Annotated in this window: 19 protein-coding genes; 6 read left to right on the top strand and 13 right to left on the bottom strand. The window is 51.2% G+C overall.

Translation table 11 applies throughout. The features are described from left to right. The first annotated feature begins 9 nt into the window (after positions 1-9). Complete coding sequence (gene sbcB / locus R5268_RS14320; protein ID WP_218454282.1) at positions 10-1,428, top strand: exodeoxyribonuclease I; 1,419 nt, start codon at positions 10-12, stop codon at positions 1,426-1,428. Between the two features lie 39 nt (positions 1,429-1,467). On the opposite strand, the gene R5268_RS14315 is transcribed toward sbcB, so the two are convergent. The 10 genes from R5268_RS14315 to yieE form a co-directional block, all read right to left on the bottom strand. Further along, entirely contained in the window at positions 1,468-1,764 is a 297-nt protein-coding gene (locus tag R5268_RS14315) for a hypothetical protein (protein WP_046894920.1), read from the bottom strand. Between the two features lie 138 nt (positions 1,765-1,902). Beyond that, positions 1,903-3,648, bottom strand: a complete 1,746-nt coding sequence (gene dld, locus R5268_RS14310; protein WP_046894919.1) for a D-lactate dehydrogenase — start codon at positions 3,646-3,648, stop codon at positions 1,903-1,905. A 112-nt stretch (positions 3,649-3,760) separates the two neighbouring features. Next, positions 3,761-4,546, bottom strand: a complete 786-nt coding sequence (locus R5268_RS14305) for a sulfite exporter TauE/SafE family protein (protein WP_317419693.1) — start codon at positions 4,544-4,546, stop codon at positions 3,761-3,763. A 131-nt stretch (positions 4,547-4,677) separates the two neighbouring features. Then, entirely contained in the window at positions 4,678-6,057 is a 1,380-nt protein-coding gene (locus R5268_RS14300; RefSeq protein ID WP_046894917.1) for an APC family permease, read from the bottom strand. A 582-nt stretch (positions 6,058-6,639) separates the two neighbouring features. Further along, positions 6,640-8,613: a ligand-gated channel protein gene (locus tag R5268_RS14295; protein ID WP_182107984.1), complete on the bottom strand. Its 1,974-nt coding sequence runs from the start codon at positions 8,611-8,613 to the stop codon at positions 6,640-6,642. Between the two features lie 278 nt (positions 8,614-8,891). Continuing rightward, on the bottom strand, positions 8,892-9,710 hold the full coding sequence (locus R5268_RS14290) for an ABC transporter ATP-binding protein (RefSeq protein ID WP_052925936.1): 819 nt from the start codon (positions 9,708-9,710) through the stop codon (positions 8,892-8,894). Between the two features lies 1 nt (position 9,711). Continuing rightward, a complete protein-coding gene (locus R5268_RS14285) occupies positions 9,712-10,809 on the bottom strand; it encodes a FecCD family ABC transporter permease (RefSeq protein WP_046894914.1) in 1,098 nt (365 codons plus the stop codon). A gap of 28 nt (positions 10,810-10,837) precedes the next feature. Continuing rightward, positions 10,838-11,929: an ABC transporter substrate-binding protein gene (locus R5268_RS14280; RefSeq protein ID WP_208323379.1), complete on the bottom strand. Its 1,092-nt coding sequence runs from the start codon at positions 11,927-11,929 to the stop codon at positions 10,838-10,840. 335 nt (positions 11,930-12,264) lie between these two features. Continuing rightward, the gene (locus R5268_RS14275; protein WP_166708176.1) at positions 12,265-13,746 is read right to left on the bottom strand and encodes an amino acid permease; all 1,482 of its coding nucleotides are present in this window, start codon (positions 13,744-13,746) and stop codon (positions 12,265-12,267) included. 187 nt (positions 13,747-13,933) lie between these two features. Next, positions 13,934-14,800, bottom strand: coding sequence for a DNA-binding transcriptional regulator YeiE (yieE, locus tag R5268_RS14270; RefSeq protein WP_046894911.1), 867 nt, complete (start codon positions 14,798-14,800; stop codon positions 13,934-13,936). A 181-nt stretch (positions 14,801-14,981) separates the two neighbouring features. On the opposite strand from yieE, the gene R5268_RS14265 reads away from it, so the two are divergent. Beyond that, complete coding sequence (locus R5268_RS14265; RefSeq protein ID WP_317419694.1) at positions 14,982-16,070, top strand: YeiH family protein; 1,089 nt, start codon at positions 14,982-14,984, stop codon at positions 16,068-16,070. A gap of 106 nt (positions 16,071-16,176) precedes the next feature. Continuing rightward, positions 16,177-17,019, top strand: coding sequence for a deoxyribonuclease IV (gene nfo / locus R5268_RS14260; RefSeq protein WP_218454285.1), 843 nt, complete (start codon positions 16,177-16,179; stop codon positions 17,017-17,019). Between the two features lie 6 nt (positions 17,020-17,025). On the opposite strand, the gene fruK is transcribed toward nfo, so the two are convergent. After that, positions 17,026-17,964: a 1-phosphofructokinase gene (fruK, locus tag R5268_RS14255; RefSeq protein WP_046894908.1), complete on the bottom strand. Its 939-nt coding sequence runs from the start codon at positions 17,962-17,964 to the stop codon at positions 17,026-17,028. A 239-nt stretch (positions 17,965-18,203) separates the two neighbouring features. On the opposite strand from fruK, the gene R5268_RS14250 reads away from it, so the two are divergent. The 3 genes from R5268_RS14250 (at position 18,204) to yeiP (ending at position 20,755) form a co-directional block, all read left to right on the top strand. Beyond that, positions 18,204-18,626: a nucleotide triphosphate diphosphatase NUDT15 gene (locus tag R5268_RS14250; RefSeq protein WP_317419695.1), complete on the top strand. Its 423-nt coding sequence runs from the start codon at positions 18,204-18,206 to the stop codon at positions 18,624-18,626. 157 nt (positions 18,627-18,783) lie between these two features. Continuing rightward, positions 18,784-20,031, top strand: a complete 1,248-nt coding sequence (gene mtr / locus R5268_RS14245) for a tryptophan permease (RefSeq protein WP_107678731.1) — start codon at positions 18,784-18,786, stop codon at positions 20,029-20,031. 151 nt (positions 20,032-20,182) lie between these two features. Beyond that, complete coding sequence (gene yeiP, locus R5268_RS14240) at positions 20,183-20,755, top strand: elongation factor P-like protein YeiP (RefSeq protein ID WP_046894905.1); 573 nt, start codon at positions 20,183-20,185, stop codon at positions 20,753-20,755. Between the two features lie 90 nt (positions 20,756-20,845). Here yeiP and R5268_RS14235 read toward each other — a convergent pair whose 3' ends face one another. Together R5268_RS14235 and R5268_RS14230 are read right to left on the bottom strand one after the other, a co-directional pair. Then, entirely contained in the window at positions 20,846-21,184 is a 339-nt protein-coding gene (locus R5268_RS14235; RefSeq protein ID WP_317419696.1) for a type 1 fimbrial protein, read from the bottom strand. Positions 21,185-21,361: 177 nt separating this feature from the next. Beyond that, positions 21,362-21,691 carry a type 1 fimbrial protein gene (locus R5268_RS14230; protein WP_046894903.1) on the bottom strand — a complete coding sequence of 110 codons (330 nt, stop codon included), beginning with the start codon at positions 21,689-21,691 and terminating at the stop codon, positions 21,362-21,364. Between the last annotated feature and the right edge of the window lie 64 nt (positions 21,692-21,755).

The raw sequence follows: 21,755 nt of genomic DNA, 5'->3' as shown, positions 1-21,755 counted from the left end.
GGCCATACGGTGTCTTCAGCACAATTTTTCTTTCACGATTACGAAACCTTCGGGCAGGACCCTGCCGGTGACCGTCCGGCGCAGTTTGCCGGTGTCCGCACTGACAGTGAATTCAATATTATCGCCGATCCGGTGATCGCCTACTGCGCCCCGGCAGATGACTACCTGCCGCAACCCGCCGCCGTGATGATAACCGGTATCACGCCGCAGGAAGCGTTGCAGAAAGGTGTTAATGAGGCGCAGTTTGCCAGACTGATTCATGACACCTTTACACAACCGGATACCTGCATTCTCGGCTATAACAGTATTCGTTTTGATGATGAAGTCACCCGTAATATTTTTTACCGGAACTTTTACGACCCGTATGCCTACAGCTGGATGAACCGCAATTCCCGCTGGGATCTGATTGATATTACCCGCGCCTGTTATGCCCTGCGTCCTGACGGTACAAACTGGCCGGAAAATGACGAAGGTCTGCCAAGCTTTAAGCTGGAGCATCTGACGGCCGCAAACGGCATCGCCCACGAAAATGCCCACGATGCGATGGCTGACGTGTATGCCACCATCGCCATGGCAAAACAGTTACGGGGCGCTCAACCGCGTCTGTTTGATTATTTCTTCAGTCTGCGCGACAAACGTAAACTCGCCGCTCTGATTGATATTCCGTCCATGAAGCCGCTGGTACATGTCTCCGGCATGTTCGGGGCTGTCCGTGCCAATACCAGCCTGGTGGCTCCGCTGGCATGGCACCCGGATAACCGCAATGCCGTGATTATGTGCGACCTGGCCGGTGATCTGACCCCGCTGCTGACACTGGATGCGGATACCCTGCGTGAGCACCTCTATACCCGCCGTGATGAACTGCCGGACGGCGCATCTCCGGTACCGCTCAAGCTGGTGCATATTAATAAATGCCCGATCCTGGCGCCGGAAAATACCCTGCGCCCACAGGATGCACAGCGTATCGGGCTCGACAAAGATGTGTGTGCCCGCAATGCGGAACTGCTGCATCAGCATCCGGAGATCCGCGAGAAAGTGGTGGCCGTTTTCGCACAACCGCGTGAGTTCCCGCCGCAGAATGATGTGGATCGCATGATTTATCAGGGCTTTTTCAGTGACTCAGATAAAGCGGCAATGACCATTATCCGCGAAACCGATCCGAAAAATCTGCCTGCGCTGGCATTAAGTTATCAGGATGCGCGTCTGCCGGAATTACTGTTCCGCTACCGTGCACGGAATTTCCCGGGTACGCTGGATGAACAGGAGCAGCAGCGCTGGCTGGCCCATCGCCGTGAGGTATTCAGTCAGGATAATTTAACACGTTATTTTGAACAGATCGGTGAAATGATGCAGGAATATCAGCATGATGCGCATAAAACAGAACTGCTGAAGAAGTTGGTACAGTACGCGCAACAACTGGCGGAGTAAGCAGACAGACCGCCGGGAGCAGCGCTCCCGGCAATAATATTATCCCGCTTTATTCGAGGTATAAAACACCCGGCACAGGGATTCCCTGTACTTCGGGCAAACAGATACCAGCCGTGTCCGGCTCTCAGTATCCCGTCCCAGTTCCTTCAGCACCCCTTTGGTGATCAGTGAATCGGCACTGCTGTGCTTGATGCCGATACTGACATTTTCATCACGGGCATTCAGAATATAGATAATCAGCGCGCGCTCATCCGAACTGAGGTTATGCAAAACCTCTGCTTTATGGCATTTGACCTGAACCGCTTTGCCGAAGGCATTTTTGAGTCTTTTAAACATAGTGACCAGTAAACAGGGAGAAAAGCTGATTATAATAAAATTAATCCCTTATTAACATTACTGATTTATCCGGAAAATTAATGAAAAAATCCGGTTACAGACATAACCGGATTTTGCGGATTTCATTCTTCAGTAAGGTTATTTCTGATGCTGACTACAGCCACATCCTTCGTGCCCTTCACCCCAGTATTTTAATTTACTGGTTTTACCCAATCCCGGATTCAGGGTATTGGTCGGGTCCGTCGCTTTATAGAAGGCTTTCAGCTGTGGTTTGGCTTTATACAGATGGCCGACATTATGCTCTGCCGGATATTCCGCCCCGCGCGTGTTCAGGATTTCCAGCATCTCTTCTTTCAGTGCGTGCGGGTCCACGCCTTTCTTCACAATATAGTCCTGATGGAAAACGTGGCATAAAAAATGTCCGTAGTAGAGTTTATGCACCAGTTTACTCTCAATTTCCGGCGGCAGAACTTCCAGCCACGCCTGATCATTACGGCGCAGCGCAATATCCAGCGCCAGGATATCCTCCACCTTACTGCTGTTGACCGCGTGATAACGGATAGCGGCACCGGCGGCCACAAAACGGTGCAGGAAAGCATCTGCGCCCTCTTTGGCATCACACTCAAAGAAGCCGCCTTCTGCATTTTCAAAGAAACTGCTCAGCCAGCTGCGGGCTTCATCAATGCCTTCACCGGCCATTTTCAGCATCAGGTGATGTTCATATTTATCGCGGTACTCCTCCATCCGGCGCGGCAGATGGTTAGGCCATAAATGGCTGAATAACTGCATTGTTCGGTCGATCAGGTTTTTCGGCAGCAGCGGGATTTTATTGAAGATCGCATCCATCCGTCCTTTGATGGTGAACAGTTTCGGCATTTTTTCGGTACCGAGTTTATCAATCGTCAGGAAGCTGTCTTTACCGTAGACTTTCGCGATGTCATAACACTCGCGGTGCATATATTCCCCTGCCACCGGCAGATGTTTAAAGCTGGCGAGAATATGGCGGCGGATATCTTCCAGTACCGACGGGGTATTGGTGCCGATATAGAAGACTTTGTTCTCCCCCTGTGACGGGAACGTATCCAGGCGCACCGCAAACACCACCAGCTTACCGGCACAACCGGAGGCTTCAAACAGGCGGCGTTCATCGGCATTGAAACGGGACGGCGTGTCTGCATCCACATCGCGGATACGCTGATGATAGTCATGATCAGACGCCGGTTTATCCGTATCCTCAATATCCGCCTCCTGATAGCGGCGGTATTCCAGACAATTCAGAATCTCTTCCGGGGACGAACCTAAATCAATCCCCAGATGGTTTACCAGTTCTGCAGTGCCGTCCGCATTAACACGACCGTACAGCGCGAGTTCGGTATAAGCCGGTCCCCGCTGCACCAGCGAACCGCCGGAGTTATTACAAATCCCGCCGACCACAGATGCCCCGATACAGGAAGAGCCAATCACGGAATGCGGCTCACGGCCCAGCGGTTTCAGGACTTTTTCCAGATGCCACAGGGTACTGCCGGGTAACGCCACAACCTGCTGCTGTTTTGTCAGTACCTGAATCTTATCGAGGCGCAGTGTGCTGATAATGACAATCTCACGGTCATAATCATCCCCGCTCGGCGTGGATCCCTCTGTCAGACCGGTATTGGCCGCCTGCATGATCACAATTCTGTCAGCTTCTACAGTGGCTTTAAACACCTGCCACAGTTCATACAGCGTACCCGGGAACACCACCGCCAGCGCACTGCCCTCACCGGAGCGGAAACCCTTGCGGTATCGCTCCGTCTTACGCGGCTCCGTTAAAATATGTTTATGACTGACAATATCTGTCAGTGCCTGAATAAGACGTGCGCTGTCAGGTTGCTGACTGTTGATCATACTTTCCCCCGATTCAGATTACTTATTGTTCATTAAGTAATTATGCCTCTTATCTTATTTATAATACAAATACTATTTTTAACAAATTTAACAGATTAACCACGAAACCGGTTTATTTAAACAGATTGATCAGCAGCGTCACCATCATAATTCCGACGGTCAGGATCAGGATTTTGCGGACAATCTCACCATTGGTACGGATGGCATGCTGACTGCCGAGGTGATTTCCGAGCAGGCTGGCGGCGATCATCGGGATACTGAGCAGAAACGCGATATGTCCGGCCATAATAAACGCCACCAGCCCGCCGACGTTAGATGCCAGATTAAAGATTTTCGAGGTGGCGGAGGATTTCAGTAAATCCAGGTTGTTGATCAGAAACAGACAGATAATAAAGATACTGCCGGTGCCCGGCCCGAAAAAGCCGTCATAGAAACCGACAATAAAACAGGTAAAAAAGACCAGCCAGACAGATTTACGTACCGCATTACCCTGCTGTGCGCCACCGAGTTTCCCTTTAAAGAAAGCGGCCAGCAGGCCGATCGGCAGCATACAGATAATAATGTAGGTAATCGTTTCAGACGGCAGATAAATAATCGCCTTCGCGCCCACCCAGGCTCCGAAGAACGATGAAATAATCCCGGCCGGAATTATCTGCCAGTAAACGGATTTGTTTTTGATAAAGTTTGAAATTGCCGCCAGTGTACCGACAGAGCTCACCAGCTTTTCCTGACCCAGTGCCATATGCGGCGGAAGGCCGGTCAGCATAAAAGCAGGGATCAGAATCAGCCCCGCACCGCCTGCGATAGAATCAATATACCCGGCCACAAAAGAGGCAATGACCAGCAGTGCCAGTCCCGCATAAAAATAGTCTGCCATCAGGCTGTGTTCAATATACATCCGCATCCCTTAATCATTATCTTTTATGATTTACTGTACTTTCAGCGGGTTACTATACCTTATTGCATATAAAAAAACGGCGCACAGAATCAAACTGTGCGCCGTTTCCGGGATAAAGAACTGCTTAAAACTTACTGTTCCGGCATCTGCGGCATCGGACGACGGAAGCGGCGGGTCAGCCATAACATATAGATCAGACCCAGTGCGCCCCAGCTCAGTCCTAATTCCATCGATTTCGCATCGAGGTTGAACCAGAGCACCGTGACGGTCGCAGCACCGATAATCGGCAGCAGCAGGTAGTTGATCTGGTCGCCCAGCGTCTTGTTGCGGCGCTCGCGGATATAGAACTGTGAAATCACCGACAGGTTAACGAAGGTAAACGCCACCAGTGCACCGAAGTTAATCAGCGCGGTTGCGGTGACCAGGTCAAACCAGACCGCACTCAGCGCCAGAACACCCACCAGCATCACGTTCAGTGCCGGGGTGCGCCATTTCGGATGTACGTAACCGAAGAATTTCTCCGGGAACACACCATCGCGGCCCATGACATACATCAGACGGGATACCCCTGCCTGTGCTGCCATACCGGAAGCCAGTACGGTCACGCAGGAGAACACCAGAATGATGGACTGGAAGAAGGCACCGGCCACCATGTACATAATTTCAGGCTGTGACTCTTCCGGATTGTTGAAACGGGACACATCCGGGAAATAGAGCTGCAGGAAATAAGACACCGCGATAAAGATCAGGCCACCAATCAGTGCGGTCAGGAAAATCGCTTTCGGGATCACTTTCCCGGCATTCGGTGTTTCTTCTGACAGGGAGCTGATACCGTCAAACCCTAAGAAGGAGAAGCACAGTATCGTTGCCCCGCTTATCATCGGGATCATTTCCGCATCAATGGAGGCAAACGGACGGAAGGAGAGCAGCGTACCCGCCCCTTCACCCGCAGACACACCACGGATCAGCAGACCGACAAACACAATCATCACAGCAACCTGTACCACGACAATTCCGGTATTGAGGTTTGCCACGACATTGATGCCGCGCAGATTAAATAATGTCATCAGGAATACCAGACCGGCGACAAAGATCCATGGCGGACAGTCCGGGAAGATAGCCTGAAGATAAATTTTTGCCAGCAGAATGTTGATCATCGGCATGAACAGGTAGTCCAGCAGTGATGACCAGCCGACCATAAAGCCGATATGCGGGCTCATGGATTTCTGGGCATAGGTATACGCCGAGCCGGCGGAAGGGAACCGTTTAACCAGTTTTCCGTAACTCAGCGCAGTAAAAAGAATGGCTGTCAGTGCGATAGCATAAGACGTCGCAACATGACCGCTGGTAATTTCGGACACGATCCCGAAGGTATCAAAGATGGTCATCGGCTGCAGGTAAGCAAGCCCCATCATAACGACCTGGACGAGTGTCAGTGTTTTTGCGAGTTGTACGCGGTTATTGGCAGCTGTACGGTTCAGGCCAATATCAATTGCAGAATTATGCGACATGAGCGAATCCTCCCGTAACACCGACAATCATACTGATACTACTATCAGATGGCGTGTTACCGGGAAGACTTCGCATCTGCCTGTAGGCAGTGAAGTAAGAAGGGGTTTGGAGTGCAGAGCAGGAGCGCCGTGCTCCGTAGTCGTCGTTGCAGCAGCCAGTGCCGATTGGCACAGGTGCAAAAGTGAAAAATTGCGCCATTTATCGCATCCTCATACCGGTGTTTATCGTCCGGTGTAATTCAGTAAACAGTTATCCGGCCTATCGGCCCCTTTTTTTGTCGGTGACAATATTTTAGTGCAAAAAAAAAACCGATGCGTATAAATGCATCAGTTATTTTTTTGGATGGCGCATTCTGCACCCCCCGGTCATAAATTTCAAGCTTTGTTCGCCCTTATCAGGCAATTTTTTTCCATACCGGTTTAGCAGCAGAATTTCCGTGACGAAACTTTGAATATTTATAGCAAAAACGTTAAAAAATCCGGCTGTTCGTGTATTTTTCAGTCACTCTGCCTGCCATAAAAAAATACGGCGCCCGGGAAAGGGCGCCGTTTTTCGACACATAATAATGAATGATGGTTACATCAGAAGTTATAGTTCAGACCGATGTTGTAACGGCGGCCGTCGAGTGTGGCTCCGTAGTTTTCATTATCAATACGGCGATCCAGTACGTTATACACACCCGCCACAAAGTTCAGGTCTTTATTCAGCTGATAGCTGCCGCCGATATCCACGGTAGCATAAGAGCCTGTTCCTGTTGCCATGCTGGTGCGGGACAGGTAATCAGACGTTTTACCGCGGAAGTTAATCCGGCTCCAGGTTTTGATATCCTGCGTGGTATCCCAGTTCAGTGTGGCGTTAGCCATATGTTTTGGTGTCTTATTCAGCGGTTTACCTTTAAATTTACCGCTCTTCTGTTCAGAATCAGTAAAGGTATAGTTAGCCGTTAAATCAACAGAATCGGTAATCTGCCAGTTCATAATCGTTTCAACACCGCGCATATTGGCTTTATCGACGTTGATACGGTCACTGACGAAATCATAAGTATTTCCGTCCGGGTCTTTCTCAGTACATGTTATCGTTGTACCTGTTCCGCAACGGCGGATTTCTGTGATTTTGTCTTTAAAGTCAGTATTAAAGACCGTCAGGCTCATATTGAGGTTATCCTGATTGTTCCACAGCACGCTAATCTCTTCGGTAACGGTCTTTTCAGGTTTCAGATTCGGATTGCCGAAAATAACCGCATTTGAGTTACCGCCGCCGGTTGCCTGTCCCCATGATGCCGTTGCCTGACGCAGATCAGGTGAACGGTAACCGGTAGACACACCACCTTTCACTGTCCAGCTTTCATCCAGATGCCACACGCCGTAAACACGCGGCGTCCAGTGCGTACCAAAGTTTTCATCTTTATCCATACGCAGACCGCCGGTCAGAGTGAAATCATTGGTCAGTGCCCAGTCATCCTCTGCAAACAGTGCCCAGCTGTAGCGGTCAAGTTTATTACCTTCCAGTTTGTTGCCTTTATCTTTCAGCTCTTCGAAACGATACTGGCCACCGAGGCTCAGCATATGATCGCCGAGCGGCATAACTGTCTGGTTACGGGCGATGGTGTCGTAATACTCCATATTACGGCCCGGGTTTTTGGTTTCGTTACGCTGAACATAGCTGTTCATGCTGCCCCAGTCGTAGTTACCGTCATGGGTAATCGCATATTGTGCCATTTCATACTTGCTGAAACTGCTGGATTTTTTCTTTTTACTGGATTCTGACGCACTTTTTTCCCAGCGGGAATCACGGTGCTGATTATCTTTTTTGAAATCAAAATCGATGCTGTTCTGCTCATCCGGCGTTAATGTCAGTGTACCGCCGCCGCTGGTCATGATCTGGCGGTTAAAACCGCTTGAAAAATTATCTTCCCCGCGATGAGAATACTGGCCATTCACTTTCATGCTCAGCAGGTTATCCACCAGCGGACCAGCGGCGAAGAAACTGCCCTGCCCGGTGTTACCGCTGTCTTTGCTTTCTGTGATAGTGGCATCGGTACGGACACTTGCATGCCACTCGCCCTGCGCTTTCCGCGTGATAATATTGATAACCCCGCCCATGGCATCCGAACCATACAGTGAAGACATCGGTCCGCGCACCACTTCAATGCGATCAATCGCAGTCAGCGGCGGTAACCATCCCTGCTCAATACCGGAGTTATCACTATTAGGGCGCGTTTCACGGCTGGCAACCCGTTTTCCGTCCACAAGAATCATGGTGTATTTCGGGTCCATCCCGCGGATACTGATATCAGAAGAACTGCCGCCACCGGTAACCACAACACCCGGTACATCTTTCAGTGCATCTGTCACATCACGGTACGCTTTATCTTCCAGCTGTTCGCGTGAAACAACGGAGATAGTCGCCGCAGCATCCTCAATTTTCTGCTGGAAGCCGGATGCGGTGGTGACCATAATCACGTCTTCTTTATTTGCAGCCTGAGCAGCCATCACCTGAGCGGCGAGTGCTGCCATAACACATACCGCCACTTTTCGTTTTGAAAAAATAACCATTCTTTTGATTCTCCAAGAGATAATATATTTATGGACAATCGACATTTGCTCTCAGGGATTTATATCCCTTTTTTAATAATAACGACCCTGCCATTTCAGGCATCGGACATTATTTTATTATTACCTTTTATAAGGTTATTTGTTTTTATAAATATAAACTATACAGAAAACAATGTATTATCAGCGCATAAAAACATATGCGGCATACAGATAATCATCCTCTGCGGAAATATATTCCGCAGAGAATAAAAAAGAATATGTAATATAAACCGGTTTTATTATGCCAGCGATGCAACTGCCCGCGGCACCAGACCATCAATCACAACATGCGGCACAGCCTGTGAGCAGTGCTCAATACGACCGCGTACGCCATAAACGGTTGCCAGGCTATCCGGGGTAATAACAGACTCCGGGTCACCTTCTGCAATTAAATTTCCGTCTTTCAGCATTAATATATGATCGCCGTGACGCAGTGCGATATTAATATCATGGACAACCACTACCGTAATAATATTCCGGCGTTGTGTTTCACGACGCACCAAATCCATTACGTGATACTGATAATTTAAATCCAGTGCGCTTAACGGCTCATCCAGTAATAACAGTTCCGGCTGGCGGATTAATGATTGTGCCAGCCCGACTAATTGTTTCTGACCACCGGATAACTGATCCAGATAATGCAGCGCCAGATGTTCAATACCCAGTTGTGACAGCAGAGACATAACTTCCTGCTCACTGTCCCGGTCTGAAACACCACCGGATGCCCGCTGCGCAACAATGACCGATTCCAGTACATGCAGATGCACACCCGCAGGCAGTGTCTGCGGCAGATAAACCACCTGCTTCGCGCGTTCGGCAAAATTCATCCGCATCAGGTCATGTCCGTCGAGCAATAACTGCCCTTCGGCTTTATTCAGTCCGGCCAGAGAGCGCAGAAGCGTGGACTTTCCGCTGCCGTTCGGCCCGAGCAGCACAGTAATTTTACCATGCGGCAGTGGCTCAACACTCAGATCTTCAATGATTTTCCGTTTTGGATAACCTGCATTGAAGTGTTTAATCTGTAACCCGCTCTGAGCAGACATTGCATTCAAATCCATCTTACATGCTCCCTTTATGACGCAGGATCATGCTCAGGAAGAACGGCACACCTACCAGTGATGTCACAATACCAACCGGAATAATCACCCCCGGAATCAGGTTTTTCGAGGCAATGGACGCCATCGACAGTACCAGCGCCCCGATTAATGCGCTCGCCGGCAGATAGAAACGGTGATCCTCACCAAACATCATACGGGCAATATGCGGTGCAACCAGGCCGATAAAGGCAATCGGGCCGACAAAAGCCACCGCCAGTGCAGTCAGGATACTGATGCGCAGCAACGTGCCGAGACGCAGACGGCGCACATTAATCCCGAAACTGACAGCCCGGTCTTCACCCAGGCGCAGTGCGGTCAGCTTCCACGAGTTACTCATGGAGAGCGGCAGCAGGATGGCAAATGCCAGCGTCATCACACCCAGTTTCACCCAGGTGGCACGCGCCAGGCTGCCCATCGTCCAGAAAACCAGCCCCTGTAAGGTGTCTTCTGTGGCGATAAACTGCATCATTGAAACCAGTGCGTTAAAGGTAAAGACCATGGCAATACCGAATAACACCACGCCGGAGGTTGCCACACGAGTCCAGCGGGTGATGCCGTCAAGCATCAGCGCGGAAAACAGGGCAAAAATAAAGGCGTTCGCGGAGACAAACCATTGATCCGGCACGCCCGGAATACCGATCCCGAGGACTATCGCCAGCGCCGCACCAAACGATGCGGCGTTGGAGACGCCGAGGGTAAACGGACTTGCCAGCGGGTTATTGAGGATGGTCTGCATTTCTGCCCCGGCAAGGCCGAGGGACATACCGACCACTACCGCCATCAGGGCGTACGGCAGACGGATTTCCCAGACAATCACACGGGTGCCCGCCGACACGCTTTCCGGCGACACAAGAGTCTGCCAGAGCGCATCGAGAGTCAGCCCGGAAGGGCCCATGGTAAAATCGAGCACCACCGTACAGAGTATTACCGCAACCACCGCAAACATCCACATCAGCCGCCTGCGCAGTAAACGCCGGTAATGTGATTTCACATCACAGCTTAATTCACCGTCTGCCTGTTCCGGCTTGGTCTGTAGCATTGCTTCTGTGGTAATACTCATTATTCAAATACCTGCTGACTACTTAAAATTATTTACCGCTGACCCAGTATGTTCCGGTTGGTTCGACAGCCAGGAACTGACTGTACATGTCATCCATGGTTTTCTTCGGATCAAGATCTTTAAACTGCTCCGGATAGAACCACTTGGCAAAGACCTGGGCGGCAATCACGTTATAAGGTGAGTTATAATAGTTGTGCCAGACCGCATAGTCACGCCCTTCTTTCACCGCCGTCAGCGTATTGATACCCTGACGTTCTGTAATGGCTTTCAGGCTGTTTTTTGCATCGGCTTCTGTTGCCTGTGCACCCAGCTGAACGCCCGCATCGGTGCTGCCCGGTGCTTTCGCGCCGCTCACCAGATAAATATCCGGATCAACCGCAATCACTTTTTCCAGGTTCATCGTGCCCAGCGGGGTCGGCAGAACATCTTTGGCGATATTTTTACCGCCTGCGACATCGATAAAGTTACCGAGGTTACCGTTACCGGCTGTTCCGCAGCAGTCAGGGAAAGAACCGGCACGCAGATCAATAAAGACAGTCGGTTTTTTGTCTTCCGGGATGTTGTCTGTCACATCGGTGACTAACTTCATCTGTTTCTGATAGAAATCTTCAAAGGCCTTGGCTTTTTCTTCGCGGTGCAGCACTTTACCCAGCACACGCATACCCGGCAGGGTATTTTTCAGCGGTTCATTGCGGAAATCCACAAATACAACCGGCACGCCCGCTTTTTCCAGCTGACCAACCAGTTCACTGTTTTTACCCGGTCCGTGACCGGCCAGACCAAAAATAGCCACATCCGGATTGAGGGTTAATACTTTTTCTGCACTGACGCTGTCAGCCGTGGTATTACCAATCAGCGGGATCTTGTCGATTTCCGGGAATTTAGCTTTGTAGACAGCATAAGACTGCGGGTCGAGTTTGCGGAAGTCACCCTGCCAGCCTGCAATACGTGCCAGCGGTTTATCCCCTTCCAGCAATGCCACCGCGTGGATCATACGCCCTTCCCCTAACAGGATGCGCTCCACTTTTTCCGGTACTTCCACTGTACGGCCTGCGGCGTCAACCACCGTTTCTGCCCATGCTGCGCTGCTCATCAGAACAGCCCCTGCTGCCAGGCTCATGGTCAGCCCTTTTGCTACAGATACTAATTTCACGTTACCGACTCCTGTTATCTGTCAGAAATTGGCGTTAACAATAAAGCAAATAAGAACTCTTATCAATACGGAATAATTATCTTCCTCATTACAATATTCGTTATCATCAGGAGTTATCGATATATCGAAAGATTATCTAAAGGAAATGCGCTTAATAAGCAGATAAAACGACTGACTTAACGAATAAATGTAGTTTCAACCCCGATGATGCCCGTGCAAAACCGGTAACGATAAACATAAAAAAAACCTGACCAACATAGTCAGGTTTTTTATCAATTTACGTTATCTGTCACAAAACCGGGTTATTTATGACTGGCTGGGAAGTCCATTTCGCCGTAGCGGACAAACTTAGTACGCTTAACAATTTTATAACCAAACCAGATAGCGAAGAACAACGGCAGACCGATATACGTCGCGACCACACCGACCCAGTCAATCTGATCCTGAAGGAACGCTTCGTAGTTCTGGCCGAGAGTAATGGTCAGACACAGGATAAAGGCGAAGATCGGGCCGACCGGGAAGAAACCGGAGCGGTACGGTAAATCGTTCAGGTCATAACCCTGCTTAATATAGCCCTTACGGAAACGGTAGTGACTGATAGCAATCCCCAGCCAGGCGATAAAACCGGTCATCCCCGAGGCATTCAGCAGCCACAGATAGACAGACTGGTTACCGAACATCGATGTCAGGAAGCAGAGAGCGGCAATCACAGTCGTGGCAATCAGCGCGTTACGCGGTACACCGCCTTTGGACAGTTTGCCGAACAATTTCGGTGCTTTGCCGGATTTCGCCAGGGTGTACAGCATACGGGTGGACGCATACATCCCGGAGTTACCCGCAGACAGTACCGCTGTCAGAATAACCGCATTCATTACAGCCGCCGCAGAGAGCAGACCGGCGCGTTCAAACACCAGGGTGAACGGGCTGACGCTGATATCGGTTTCATCATTACGCAGCAGGTTCGGGTCGGTGTACGGGATAATCAGACTGATCACCAGAATCGCCAGCACATAGAACAGCAGGATACGCCAGAACACTTTGCGCACTGCTTTCGGAATATTTTTGGCCGGATCTTTGGATTCACCGGCAGCGATACCGATAAGTTCAGTTCCCTGGAAAGAGAAACCGACAATCATCGCCACCCCGATCATCGCGGCAAACCCGCCTTTGAACGGTGCCTCACCGATAGTCCAGTTGTGCCAGCCGGCCCCTTCCCCGCCTTTCATGATACCGGTGATCATCATCACACCGACAATAATAAACAGGATAACGGTACTGACCTTAATTAAGGAGAACCAGTATTCCGCCTCACCGAACCCTTTTACAGAGATAAAGTTAAGCAGGAACATGATGGCCAGGAACGCCGCACTCCAGACCCAGCCCGGGATCTGATCCGCCGGGAACCAGTAGGTCATCACCAGCTGTGCCGCCACAAGGTCAACAGCGATAGTCACCGCCCAGTTGTACCAGTAGTTCCAGCCCAGTGCGAAACCGAAGCCTTCATCCACATATTTGGCGCCGTAGGTGGCAAACGAACCCGATACCGGCATATAGGCCGCGAGTTCGCCGAGGCTGGTCATCAGGAAATAAACCATCAGGCCGATAATGGCATACGTTAACAGTGCCCCGCCGGGACCGGCCTGGGCGACGGTGGCACCGGAGGCGACAAACAGCCCGGTACCGATAGATCCGCCGATGGCAATCATCGCCAGATGGCGCGCTTTTAATTCACGGCGCAGTGTCTGCGGTTGTTCACCCGCGGTTTGATTTGCTTGCTGAGACATTACAATCCTGTTTCATGTAGTTATTTTTCATCCACTGAGCGTGATTGTAGCGAAATCCCCGGGCAGTACCCAGCAAATATGCGGCATTATAAGATACCTGCATAATCGATGCGGAATTATAAGCACCCGGCTTATAATTGCCTCCGCTGCCCGCCGGAAACCGGCGGCAGAAGAAACAGATGCCGCATCAGCGGCAATAGGTCAGGAAGGTATTAAGGGCGTTGGAGATATGTTTCTGGCGGTGATAGATCCGGAAAAGGGTGCGGTTCAGATTCAGTCCGCGGATTTTCACTTCAGACAGCAGCCCGTTATCCAGCTGTTCCGCAATCACCCGCCGGGACAGACAACTGACCCCGCGGCCGAAACGCACGGCGTGTTTGACGGCCTCGGAATTCCCCAGCTCCATTTCCACACGAAAACCCGGCAAACGGTTAAACAGAATCTGATCCAGCACTTCCCGGGTACCGGAACCGCGTTCACGCAGAACCCAGGCCACATTTTTCAGGTCGTCCGGCGTGACATTGCTCTTCCCGCTGAGCGGATTATCCGGACTGCAGAAGATCACCAGTTCATCTTCCAGCCAGGGTTCCGTAATCAGTTCCGGCGAATGGCAGACACCTTCGATAAGCCCCATATCCGCACGAAACTCCAGCACGGCTTTAATCACTTCCTCAGTATTAGAGATAAATAATTCAACCGGTGTGTTTTCATGTACCGCACGGTATGCCCCCAGCATTTCCGGCAGCATATAGTTGCCGATGGTGGTGCTGGCAGCAAAACGCAGTGCTCCCGCATCGGATTTAAACAGCTGTTCAATTTCACCGGCCTGCTCCAGCAGGGCAATGGCTTTAGGATACAGCAGCCGCCCGTGTTCATTGGTCACCAGGCGTTTACCGACCCGGTCAAACAGCTGAACATTGAGCTGATTTTCCAGATCCGTCAGAGAGGCACTCACGGCGGACTGTGAAAGCGCTAACTGCTGGGAAGCTTGTGTCGTCGAACCGGACTTCTGAACTTCTGTAAAGACTTCGAGCTGTCTCAGTGTGATGCGCATGGCAAAGCGCTCCCTTATTTCATTCCGATTATTATCATCATATTAACATTATACTTATAATTTAACATTGCCATTACCGCTAACCTGATTTTTAGATTAATTATAGAATTATTATCAATTTTAAAAATATTACGCTTTCCGCTATGCTTTGCACATTGTTATTCCTTTTTGTGAGTTACTTATGTCTGAAAGTCATATCAAATCTGAAAAAGCCCGCCATACAGCAAAACCGATGTGGCTGAGACTGCTTCCGGGCTTTGTCCTGGCAGGGGTTCTGACCACTGCCTCGATGCTGCTCGGGGAAATGCCCTGGTTTATCAACCTCGGGCTGGGCGCACTGACACTGGCCATTTTGCTGGGAATTATCGCCGGTAACACTGTTTATCCGCATATCAGGCCGCAGTGCGAAGCCGGGGTGGGTTTTGCCAAACACTATTTTTTACGGGCGGGGATCATCCTGTACGGCTTCCGTCTGACATTCCAGCAGATCGCCGATGTCGGGATCAGCGGCGTCATTATTGATGCGGTAATGCTGACCAGCACCTTCCTGATCGCCATGTATATCGGCCGTAAATGGTTCGGGCTGGACAGAGAAACCGTCATTCTGATTGGTGCCGGCAGCAGTATCTGCGGCGCGGCGGCGGTGATGGCAACTGAACCGGTCGTGAAAGCACCGGCAAGTAAAGTGGCGGTTGCCGTCTCCACCGTGGTGATTTTCGGTACCATCGGTATCTTCCTGTACCCGTGGCTGTTCCATCTGAATGCCGCACTGGGCTGGCTGCCGTTCACTGACATGAGTTTCGGGGTATATGCGGGGTCTTCCGTGCATGAAGTGGCTCAGGTGGTGGCGATTGGCCACACCATCAGCCCGGATGCGGAAAACAGTGCTGTGATCAGCAAAATGATCCGCGTGATGATGCTGGCGCCATTCCTGCTGATCCTGTCACAGTATCTGAGCCGTCAGAAAAGCAACGCAGGAGGTGCAGCGAAAGAAAAATCCAAAATCACCATTCCGTGGTTTGCCGTCTTCTTTATTCTGGTGGCCGGATTTAACTCTTTCCATCTGATCCCGGAGGTGATTGTCCGCCAGATTATCGTGCTCGATACCATTCTGCTGGCGATGGCGATGGTGGCACTCGGTCTGACCACGCATGTCAGCGCAATCCGTCAGGCCGGTATCAAACCGATGCTGATGGCGCTGGTACTGTTTGTCTGGCTGATTGGCGGCGGTGCGGCAATCAACCTGCTTATCCCGCTGATCACCGGCTGATCCTGCCTTTCTTTCTGCGATATCCCGGTTGTGCGGCCGGGATATCCTGTCACTGCATTCTCCGGTTCCTTATGCCATAATCGGCACCAAAGAAGGAGAAAAACCAATGAAATATGTCGGAGCACATGTCAGCGCCGCCGGTGGTGTTGATCAGGCGGTTATCCGGGCGCATGAACTGGGGGCAACCGCATTTGCCCTGTTCACCAAAAACCAGCGCCAGTGGAAAGCCGCCCCTCTGTCTGAAAAGGTCATCGCAGCTTTCAGGGCTGACTGCAAAAAATACGGCTACGGTCACGGGCAGATCCTGCCCCATGACAGCTATCTGATTAACCTCGGGCATCCGGAAACCGACGCACTGGAGAAATCCCGTGAGGCATTCCTCGATGAATTACAGCGCTGCGAACAGCTCGGTATCGACCGGCTGAATTTCCATCCCGGCAGTCACCTGAATAAGATTGAAGAAAAAGCGTGTCTGGCACGGATAGCTGAATCAATTAATATCGCGCTGGATAAAACCCGCGGTGTGATTGCCGTGATTGAAAATACCGCCGGACAGGGCAGTAATCTCGGGTTCCGCTTTGAGCAACTGGCCGCCATTATTGAGGGTGTGGAGGATAAATCCCGCGTTGGTGTCTGTATCGATACCTGTCACGCATTTGCCGCCGGGTATGATCTGCGGACACAGGACACCTGCAAAGCCACATTTGCGGAATTTGAAAGTATCGTCGGATTTGAGTATCTGAAAGGCATGCACCTGAATGATGCCAAAAGCGAATTTGCCAGCCGCGTTGACCGCCATGACAGTCTCGGTCAGGGTAAAATCGGTAATGCGCCGTTTGAATTTATTATGAAAGATAACCGGTTTGACGGCATCCCGCTGGTGCTGGAAACCGTGAATCCGGATATCTGGGCACAGGAAATTGCCTGGCTGAAATCGCTGGCAAAATAACCCGGTTTATACCACCGGGCTGAGTTTGATTTTTGCCATCATCGCCGCCAGTTCGGCACGGTCACGGACACCGACGCCGGGCTGGCTCACTGCCAGCGCAGACACCGCAGTGGCCATACGCAATGTGTGCTCGCTGCTCTGACTCATCAGCAGACCATAAACCAGGCCGCCGACCATCGAGTCCCCCGCCCCGACGGTACTTATTACCTCACAGTGCGGCGGCAGTGCACGCCAGGCGCCGGACGCATTCACCCACAGTGCTCCCTCCTGCCCCAGTGAAATCACCACATGGGCGATTCCTTTATCACGCAGGGCATGTGCGGCATGAATCACATCTTTCAGCTCCGGCAGCGGTTTCCCCGCCCAGATTTCAAGTTCATGGCGGTTGGGTTTCACCAGCCACGGCGTGGCTTTCAGGCCGGCCACCAGCGCCTCGCGGCTGCTGTCAAAAATAATGCACGGGCACAGCTGGCGCAGGCGGCTCATCCAGGTGGTAAACCACGCCGGGTCCACCCCTTCCGGCAGACTGCCGCTGACGACCACCATGTCGAACTGTCCGAGCCAGGTCAGCGAATCCGCCATAAACTTCTGCCACTCGCTTTCGGTGATACGGAAACCGGAAAAATTCAGATCCGTCACCGAGCCGCTGTTTTCGGTCAGTTTCACATTGATCCGGGTGCGTCCCGGGATAACATGGAAACGGTTTGCCAGCCCGTTTTCGCTGAAGAAGTGCTGGAACTCTTCCTGATTATCTTTCCCCAGAAAGCCGCTGACAGTCACATCCACACCGAGGTCACGCAGGACTTTGGCAACATTAATGCCTTTTCCCGCAGGATGTAACCCGACTGTTCTGACACGGTTCACCTCGCCCGGGACAAGGGACGGACACATCCCGACAAGGTCATAGGCCGGATTTAAGGTAATTGTGGCTACTCGACGGGTCATCAGCCGGGTGCTCCCTCTGTTATTTTTGGCTAACGGGTTATAATCATTAGTAATATTATGCGGCAGGATACAAACAACCGCTTTTGAATCGTTTCAGTTATAACACACACACGCGGATATTCTATGCTCTGAATCATTCAATTTGCAGGAAGAAGCTGTCAAAAACAGACAGGCTGTCACTCCGGCGGGCGGCAGTGTACCATAGCGCCCGCAATCTGATTAAAAAGAAGGAAAAAATAATGCCTGTCGTCGTCGGTACCGGGGTGGTTATTGTGAACAGCAAAGGTGAGGTGCTGCTGGGTAAACGCAGCGGCAAACATGCGCCTTACTGGTCCATTTTCGGGGGACATGTTGATCCCGGTGAAACGTTTGAAGCCTGTGCTGTCCGCGAAATTCAGGAAGAGATCGGTATTACCCTGACTGCTCCCAAAGTCATCGGGCTGTGCAATAACCTGGAAACCTATCAGGCGGAAGGTAAACACACGGTATCTGTCTGCCTGCTGGCGCAGTATGACAGCGACACCCTGCCGGTTATTCAGGAACCGGATAAATTTGACGGCATTATCTGGTGCTCCCCGGACAATCTGCCGGAGCCGCATTTTGAGGCCAGCCGTAACGCTATTCATCTGTGGCGGACCGGTCAGTTTTATCTGACAAAATAATCCGTTATCTGCCGTACCGGATATCCGGCGCGGCAATTGCTTATTTATCACTCAATCACACACAATTACGCTGATTTATCGGTTTATCTGCTTTACAACCTTTTTTTGCCGCCGTATCATCAAGCTAGTACACGGAGCTGAGTAACCGGAGGATTTAATGAGCAGCGACGCAATAACACAAACCAAACGCCCTTCCGTCCTGGGCGGTGCCATGATTATCGCCGGTACCGCTGTCGGTGCAGGCATGTTTTCCATCCCTGTGATGACGGCCGGTGTCTGGTTTACAGGCTCTGTCCTGCTGCTGATTTACACCTGGTTCTGTATGTATACCTCCGGACTGATGATCCTTGAGGCAAACCTGAATTATCCGTCCGGTTCCAGCTTTCACACGATTACCAAAGATCTGCTGGGTAACGGCTGGTCGGTGATTAACGGGCTGTCCATTGCTTTTGTGCTCTATATTCTGACTTATGCCTATATTTCGGCAGGCGGTTCGATGCTGCAGGAAAACCTGGCGGCACGCGGGTTTGATATCACTCCCGCCATGAGCGGCATTTTCTTTGCCGTTGTGGTGGCTGTCATTGTCTGGATCTCAACCAAAGCGGTAGATCGCCTGTGTACCATTCTGATCGGCGGTATGGTGATTGCTTTCGTGATGTCCGCAGGAGGAATGATCACTGAAGTGAAAACTGCGGTGTTATTTAACACGCAGGAGCCGGAAGCCCGCTATCTCCCGTATGCGCTGGTGGCTCTGCCGTTCCTGCTGACGTCATTCGGTTTCCACGGTAACGTCCCGGGGCTGGTAAAATACTACCGTAATGATGCGAAATCCGTGGTACGCAGCCTGCTTATCGGCTCCCTGATCTCACTGGTGATTTATATCTTATGGCAGCTGGCCGCCCAGGGTAACGTCCCGCGGGAAAACTTTAAGCAGATTATCGCGGAAGGCGGCAATATCACCGCACTGTTAAACCAGATGAAAGCCGCGATCAGCAGTGATACCACCGTGCAGTTACTCAATGCTTTCAGTTATATGGCGCTGGCCAGTTCATTCCTGGGAGTCTCTCTGGGGCTGTTTGATTATATCGCGGACTTCTTTAAATTTAAGGATAACGGCACCGGGCGCCTGAAATCTGCCGTGTTTACCTTTGTTCCGCCTGCGATTCTGGCGGTGCTGTATCCGAACGGTTTCCTGTATGCCATCGGTTATGCCGGGCTGGCAGCCACTATCTGGGCGGTCATTGTTCCCGCGCTGATGGCGAAAGCCACCCGCCGCCGCTTCCCGGAGGCAGCCTACCGTGTGCCGGGCGGCAATGCGATGATCATCTTTATCATTGTGTTCGGGCTTCTCAACGCCGTGACACATATTTTATCCATGATGGACCTCCTGCCGGTTTACCGCTGATTTAATCCTGACAGCACACCCGCCGCATTTCTCTGCGCGGGTGTGCTAATTTTGGCTTGCACATTGGAAAAACTGCGAGTAATTTTGTCGCCAATCCGCAGGTCTGAAGGCCTGCTTTACTATTGATATTACTTATGTAACGGGACAAATTATGGCAAAGGCCAATGAAATTAAACGCGGAACCGCAGTAAGCTATAACGGTAAGCTGCTGATGGTCAAAGATATCGATGTCCAGACGCCGAGTGCCCGCGGGGCCAGCACCCTGTATAAAATGCGTTTTACGGATGTCCGCACCGGACAGAAAGTGGAAGAGCGTTTTAAAGGTGATGATATTATCGACACGATCACCCTGACCCGCCGCGCTGTGCAGCTCTCTTATGTTGATGGTGATGAATATGTCTTTATGGATGATGAAGACTTCACGCCTTATCCGCTGAAAAAAGATCAGATCGAAGAAGAGCTGCTGTTTATTCCTGAGGAAGGTCTTCCGGGTATGCAGGTACTGACAATGGACGGCCAGGTACTGGCGCTGGAACTGCCGCAGACTGTTGATATGGAAATTATTGAAACCACCCCGGGTATCAAAGGGGCATCTGCCAGTGCGCGGACCAAACCGGCAACCCTGCCGACCGGGCTGGTGATCCAGGTGCCTGAATACCTGAGTAACGGTGAAAAAATCCGCATTCATATTGCGGAACGTCGTTATATGGGCCGCGCGGATTAATTCCCGCAGCCGGTAAAAACTGCCTGTTACCGGGTTACCGGTTTTCTGCTCTCAGCGGAAACCGGCTGACCCGCCGTCCATTCGCATCCCTCAGAAGTAATCCACCCGCAAATACGCTTCCCGGCGCTCTTCATTCAGAACCGAGTAAGACGTACGCCCCATTGATTGCGGCAGACGTCCCTGAGCAAGTTCACCTTCTGCGGTGTTGTCCTGCATACTGGCGGGTTCGCCGTTGCGCAGGCAGCGGTATTCAAATGACGGCTGACTATCCTGCGGTTTCTCCGCCTTCAGGACACTGACTTCGCAGGCGGTATTCACCACACTGCCGGAGAGCAGAATTGTCCCTTCGCTGATACCGGATGCCGCTCCCGGCAGGATAACTGACAAGCTAAACAACATACCACTGAAAATAGCCTTAAGATGATTCATCACAGGCACCTCACTGTTGTTCCGTCGGACTGACGACCAGCGTGTTAACGTTACCGCTGTACTTGTTATAACGCGCCCGGCACAAAAAAAGAAGCGAAAACCGGCATCGTGGTGTGGTACGTCACACGATTTTCACCGGTTTCTCCGGTATGCATTGATTGCGGGGCTCTGTCTTCATTAAAGATAACTGACAACAACCATGGCTAATTGCTTTCTGCTGTCCAGCCAGTGAAGTTTTGCTTCCCCCATATTGGCCGGTATCAGGTCGGACACGGATCGGGTATTGCGGGTGATAGTCTGTGTATTCAGTTGTTCTTTTTTCATTCCTGAACGGTAACAGCGGGAGCTGATATCATTGATATTAAAGTCCATTGTGCAGGGGCCTTCAACAATCGCACCATGGAACGTGATCACACCGGATACTGAGCGGCTTTCACTTTCAGCCGCTGCCGTAACGCTGCTCATTAATAAACCTGCAGCAGCGATAAAGAACTGTAGCTTTTTCATAACGAACCTCTTCGGATAAGTATTCGCGGAAGCAACCCGTTTACCGCGGGATGAAAATTATTCG

Source organism: Morganella sp. BCCO 40_0007, assembly GCF_032989665.1.
Lineage (GTDB): Bacteria > Pseudomonadota > Gammaproteobacteria > Enterobacterales > Enterobacteriaceae > Morganella > Morganella sibonii.
This window is presented reverse-complemented; position numbering and strand designations above follow the sequence as displayed.

What these genes read in the sequence shown, in the direction of transcription:
- R5268_RS14275 (WP_166708176.1), bottom strand. Translation starts at nt 13,746, where the DNA reads ATGTCTCAGCAAGCAAATCAAACCGCGGGTGAACAACCGCAGACACTG.
- nfo (WP_218454285.1), top strand. Translation starts at nt 16,177, where the DNA reads ATGAAATATGTCGGAGCACATGTCAGCGCCGCCGGTGGTGTTGATCAG.
- R5268_RS14295 (WP_182107984.1), bottom strand. Translation starts at nt 8,613, where the DNA reads ATGGTTATTTTTTCAAAACGAAAAGTGGCGGTATGTGTTATGGCAGCA.
- fruK (WP_046894908.1), bottom strand. Translation starts at nt 17,964, where the DNA reads ATGACCCGTCGAGTAGCCACAATTACCTTAAATCCGGCCTATGACCTT.
- R5268_RS14230 (WP_046894903.1), bottom strand. Translation starts at nt 21,691, where the DNA reads ATGAAAAAGCTACAGTTCTTTATCGCTGCTGCAGGTTTATTAATGAGC.
- yieE (WP_046894911.1), bottom strand. Translation starts at nt 14,800, where the DNA reads ATGCGCATCACACTGAGACAGCTCGAAGTCTTTACAGAAGTTCAGAAG.
- R5268_RS14235 (WP_317419696.1), bottom strand. Translation starts at nt 21,184, where the DNA reads ATGAATCATCTTAAGGCTATTTTCAGTGGTATGTTGTTTAGCTTGTCA.
- R5268_RS14280 (WP_208323379.1), bottom strand. Translation starts at nt 11,929, where the DNA reads ATGAGCCTGGCAGCAGGGGCTGTTCTGATGAGCAGCGCAGCATGGGCA.
- R5268_RS14315 (WP_046894920.1), bottom strand. Translation starts at nt 1,764, where the DNA reads ATGTTTAAAAGACTCAAAAATGCCTTCGGCAAAGCGGTTCAGGTCAAA.
- dld (WP_046894919.1), bottom strand. Translation starts at nt 3,648, where the DNA reads ATGATCAACAGTCAGCAACCTGACAGCGCACGTCTTATTCAGGCACTG.
- R5268_RS14290 (WP_052925936.1), bottom strand. Translation starts at nt 9,710, where the DNA reads ATGGATTTGAATGCAATGTCTGCTCAGAGCGGGTTACAGATTAAACAC.
- R5268_RS14265 (WP_317419694.1), top strand. Translation starts at nt 14,982, where the DNA reads ATGTCTGAAAGTCATATCAAATCTGAAAAAGCCCGCCATACAGCAAAA.
- yeiP (WP_046894905.1), top strand. Translation starts at nt 20,183, where the DNA reads ATGGCAAAGGCCAATGAAATTAAACGCGGAACCGCAGTAAGCTATAAC.
- mtr (WP_107678731.1), top strand. Translation starts at nt 18,784, where the DNA reads ATGAGCAGCGACGCAATAACACAAACCAAACGCCCTTCCGTCCTGGGC.
- R5268_RS14300 (WP_046894917.1), bottom strand. Translation starts at nt 6,057, where the DNA reads ATGTCGCATAATTCTGCAATTGATATTGGCCTGAACCGTACAGCTGCC.
- R5268_RS14305 (WP_317419693.1), bottom strand. Translation starts at nt 4,546, where the DNA reads ATGTATATTGAACACAGCCTGATGGCAGACTATTTTTATGCGGGACTG.
- R5268_RS14285 (WP_046894914.1), bottom strand. Translation starts at nt 10,809, where the DNA reads ATGAGTATTACCACAGAAGCAATGCTACAGACCAAGCCGGAACAGGCA.
- R5268_RS14250 (WP_317419695.1), top strand. Translation starts at nt 18,204, where the DNA reads ATGCCTGTCGTCGTCGGTACCGGGGTGGTTATTGTGAACAGCAAAGGT.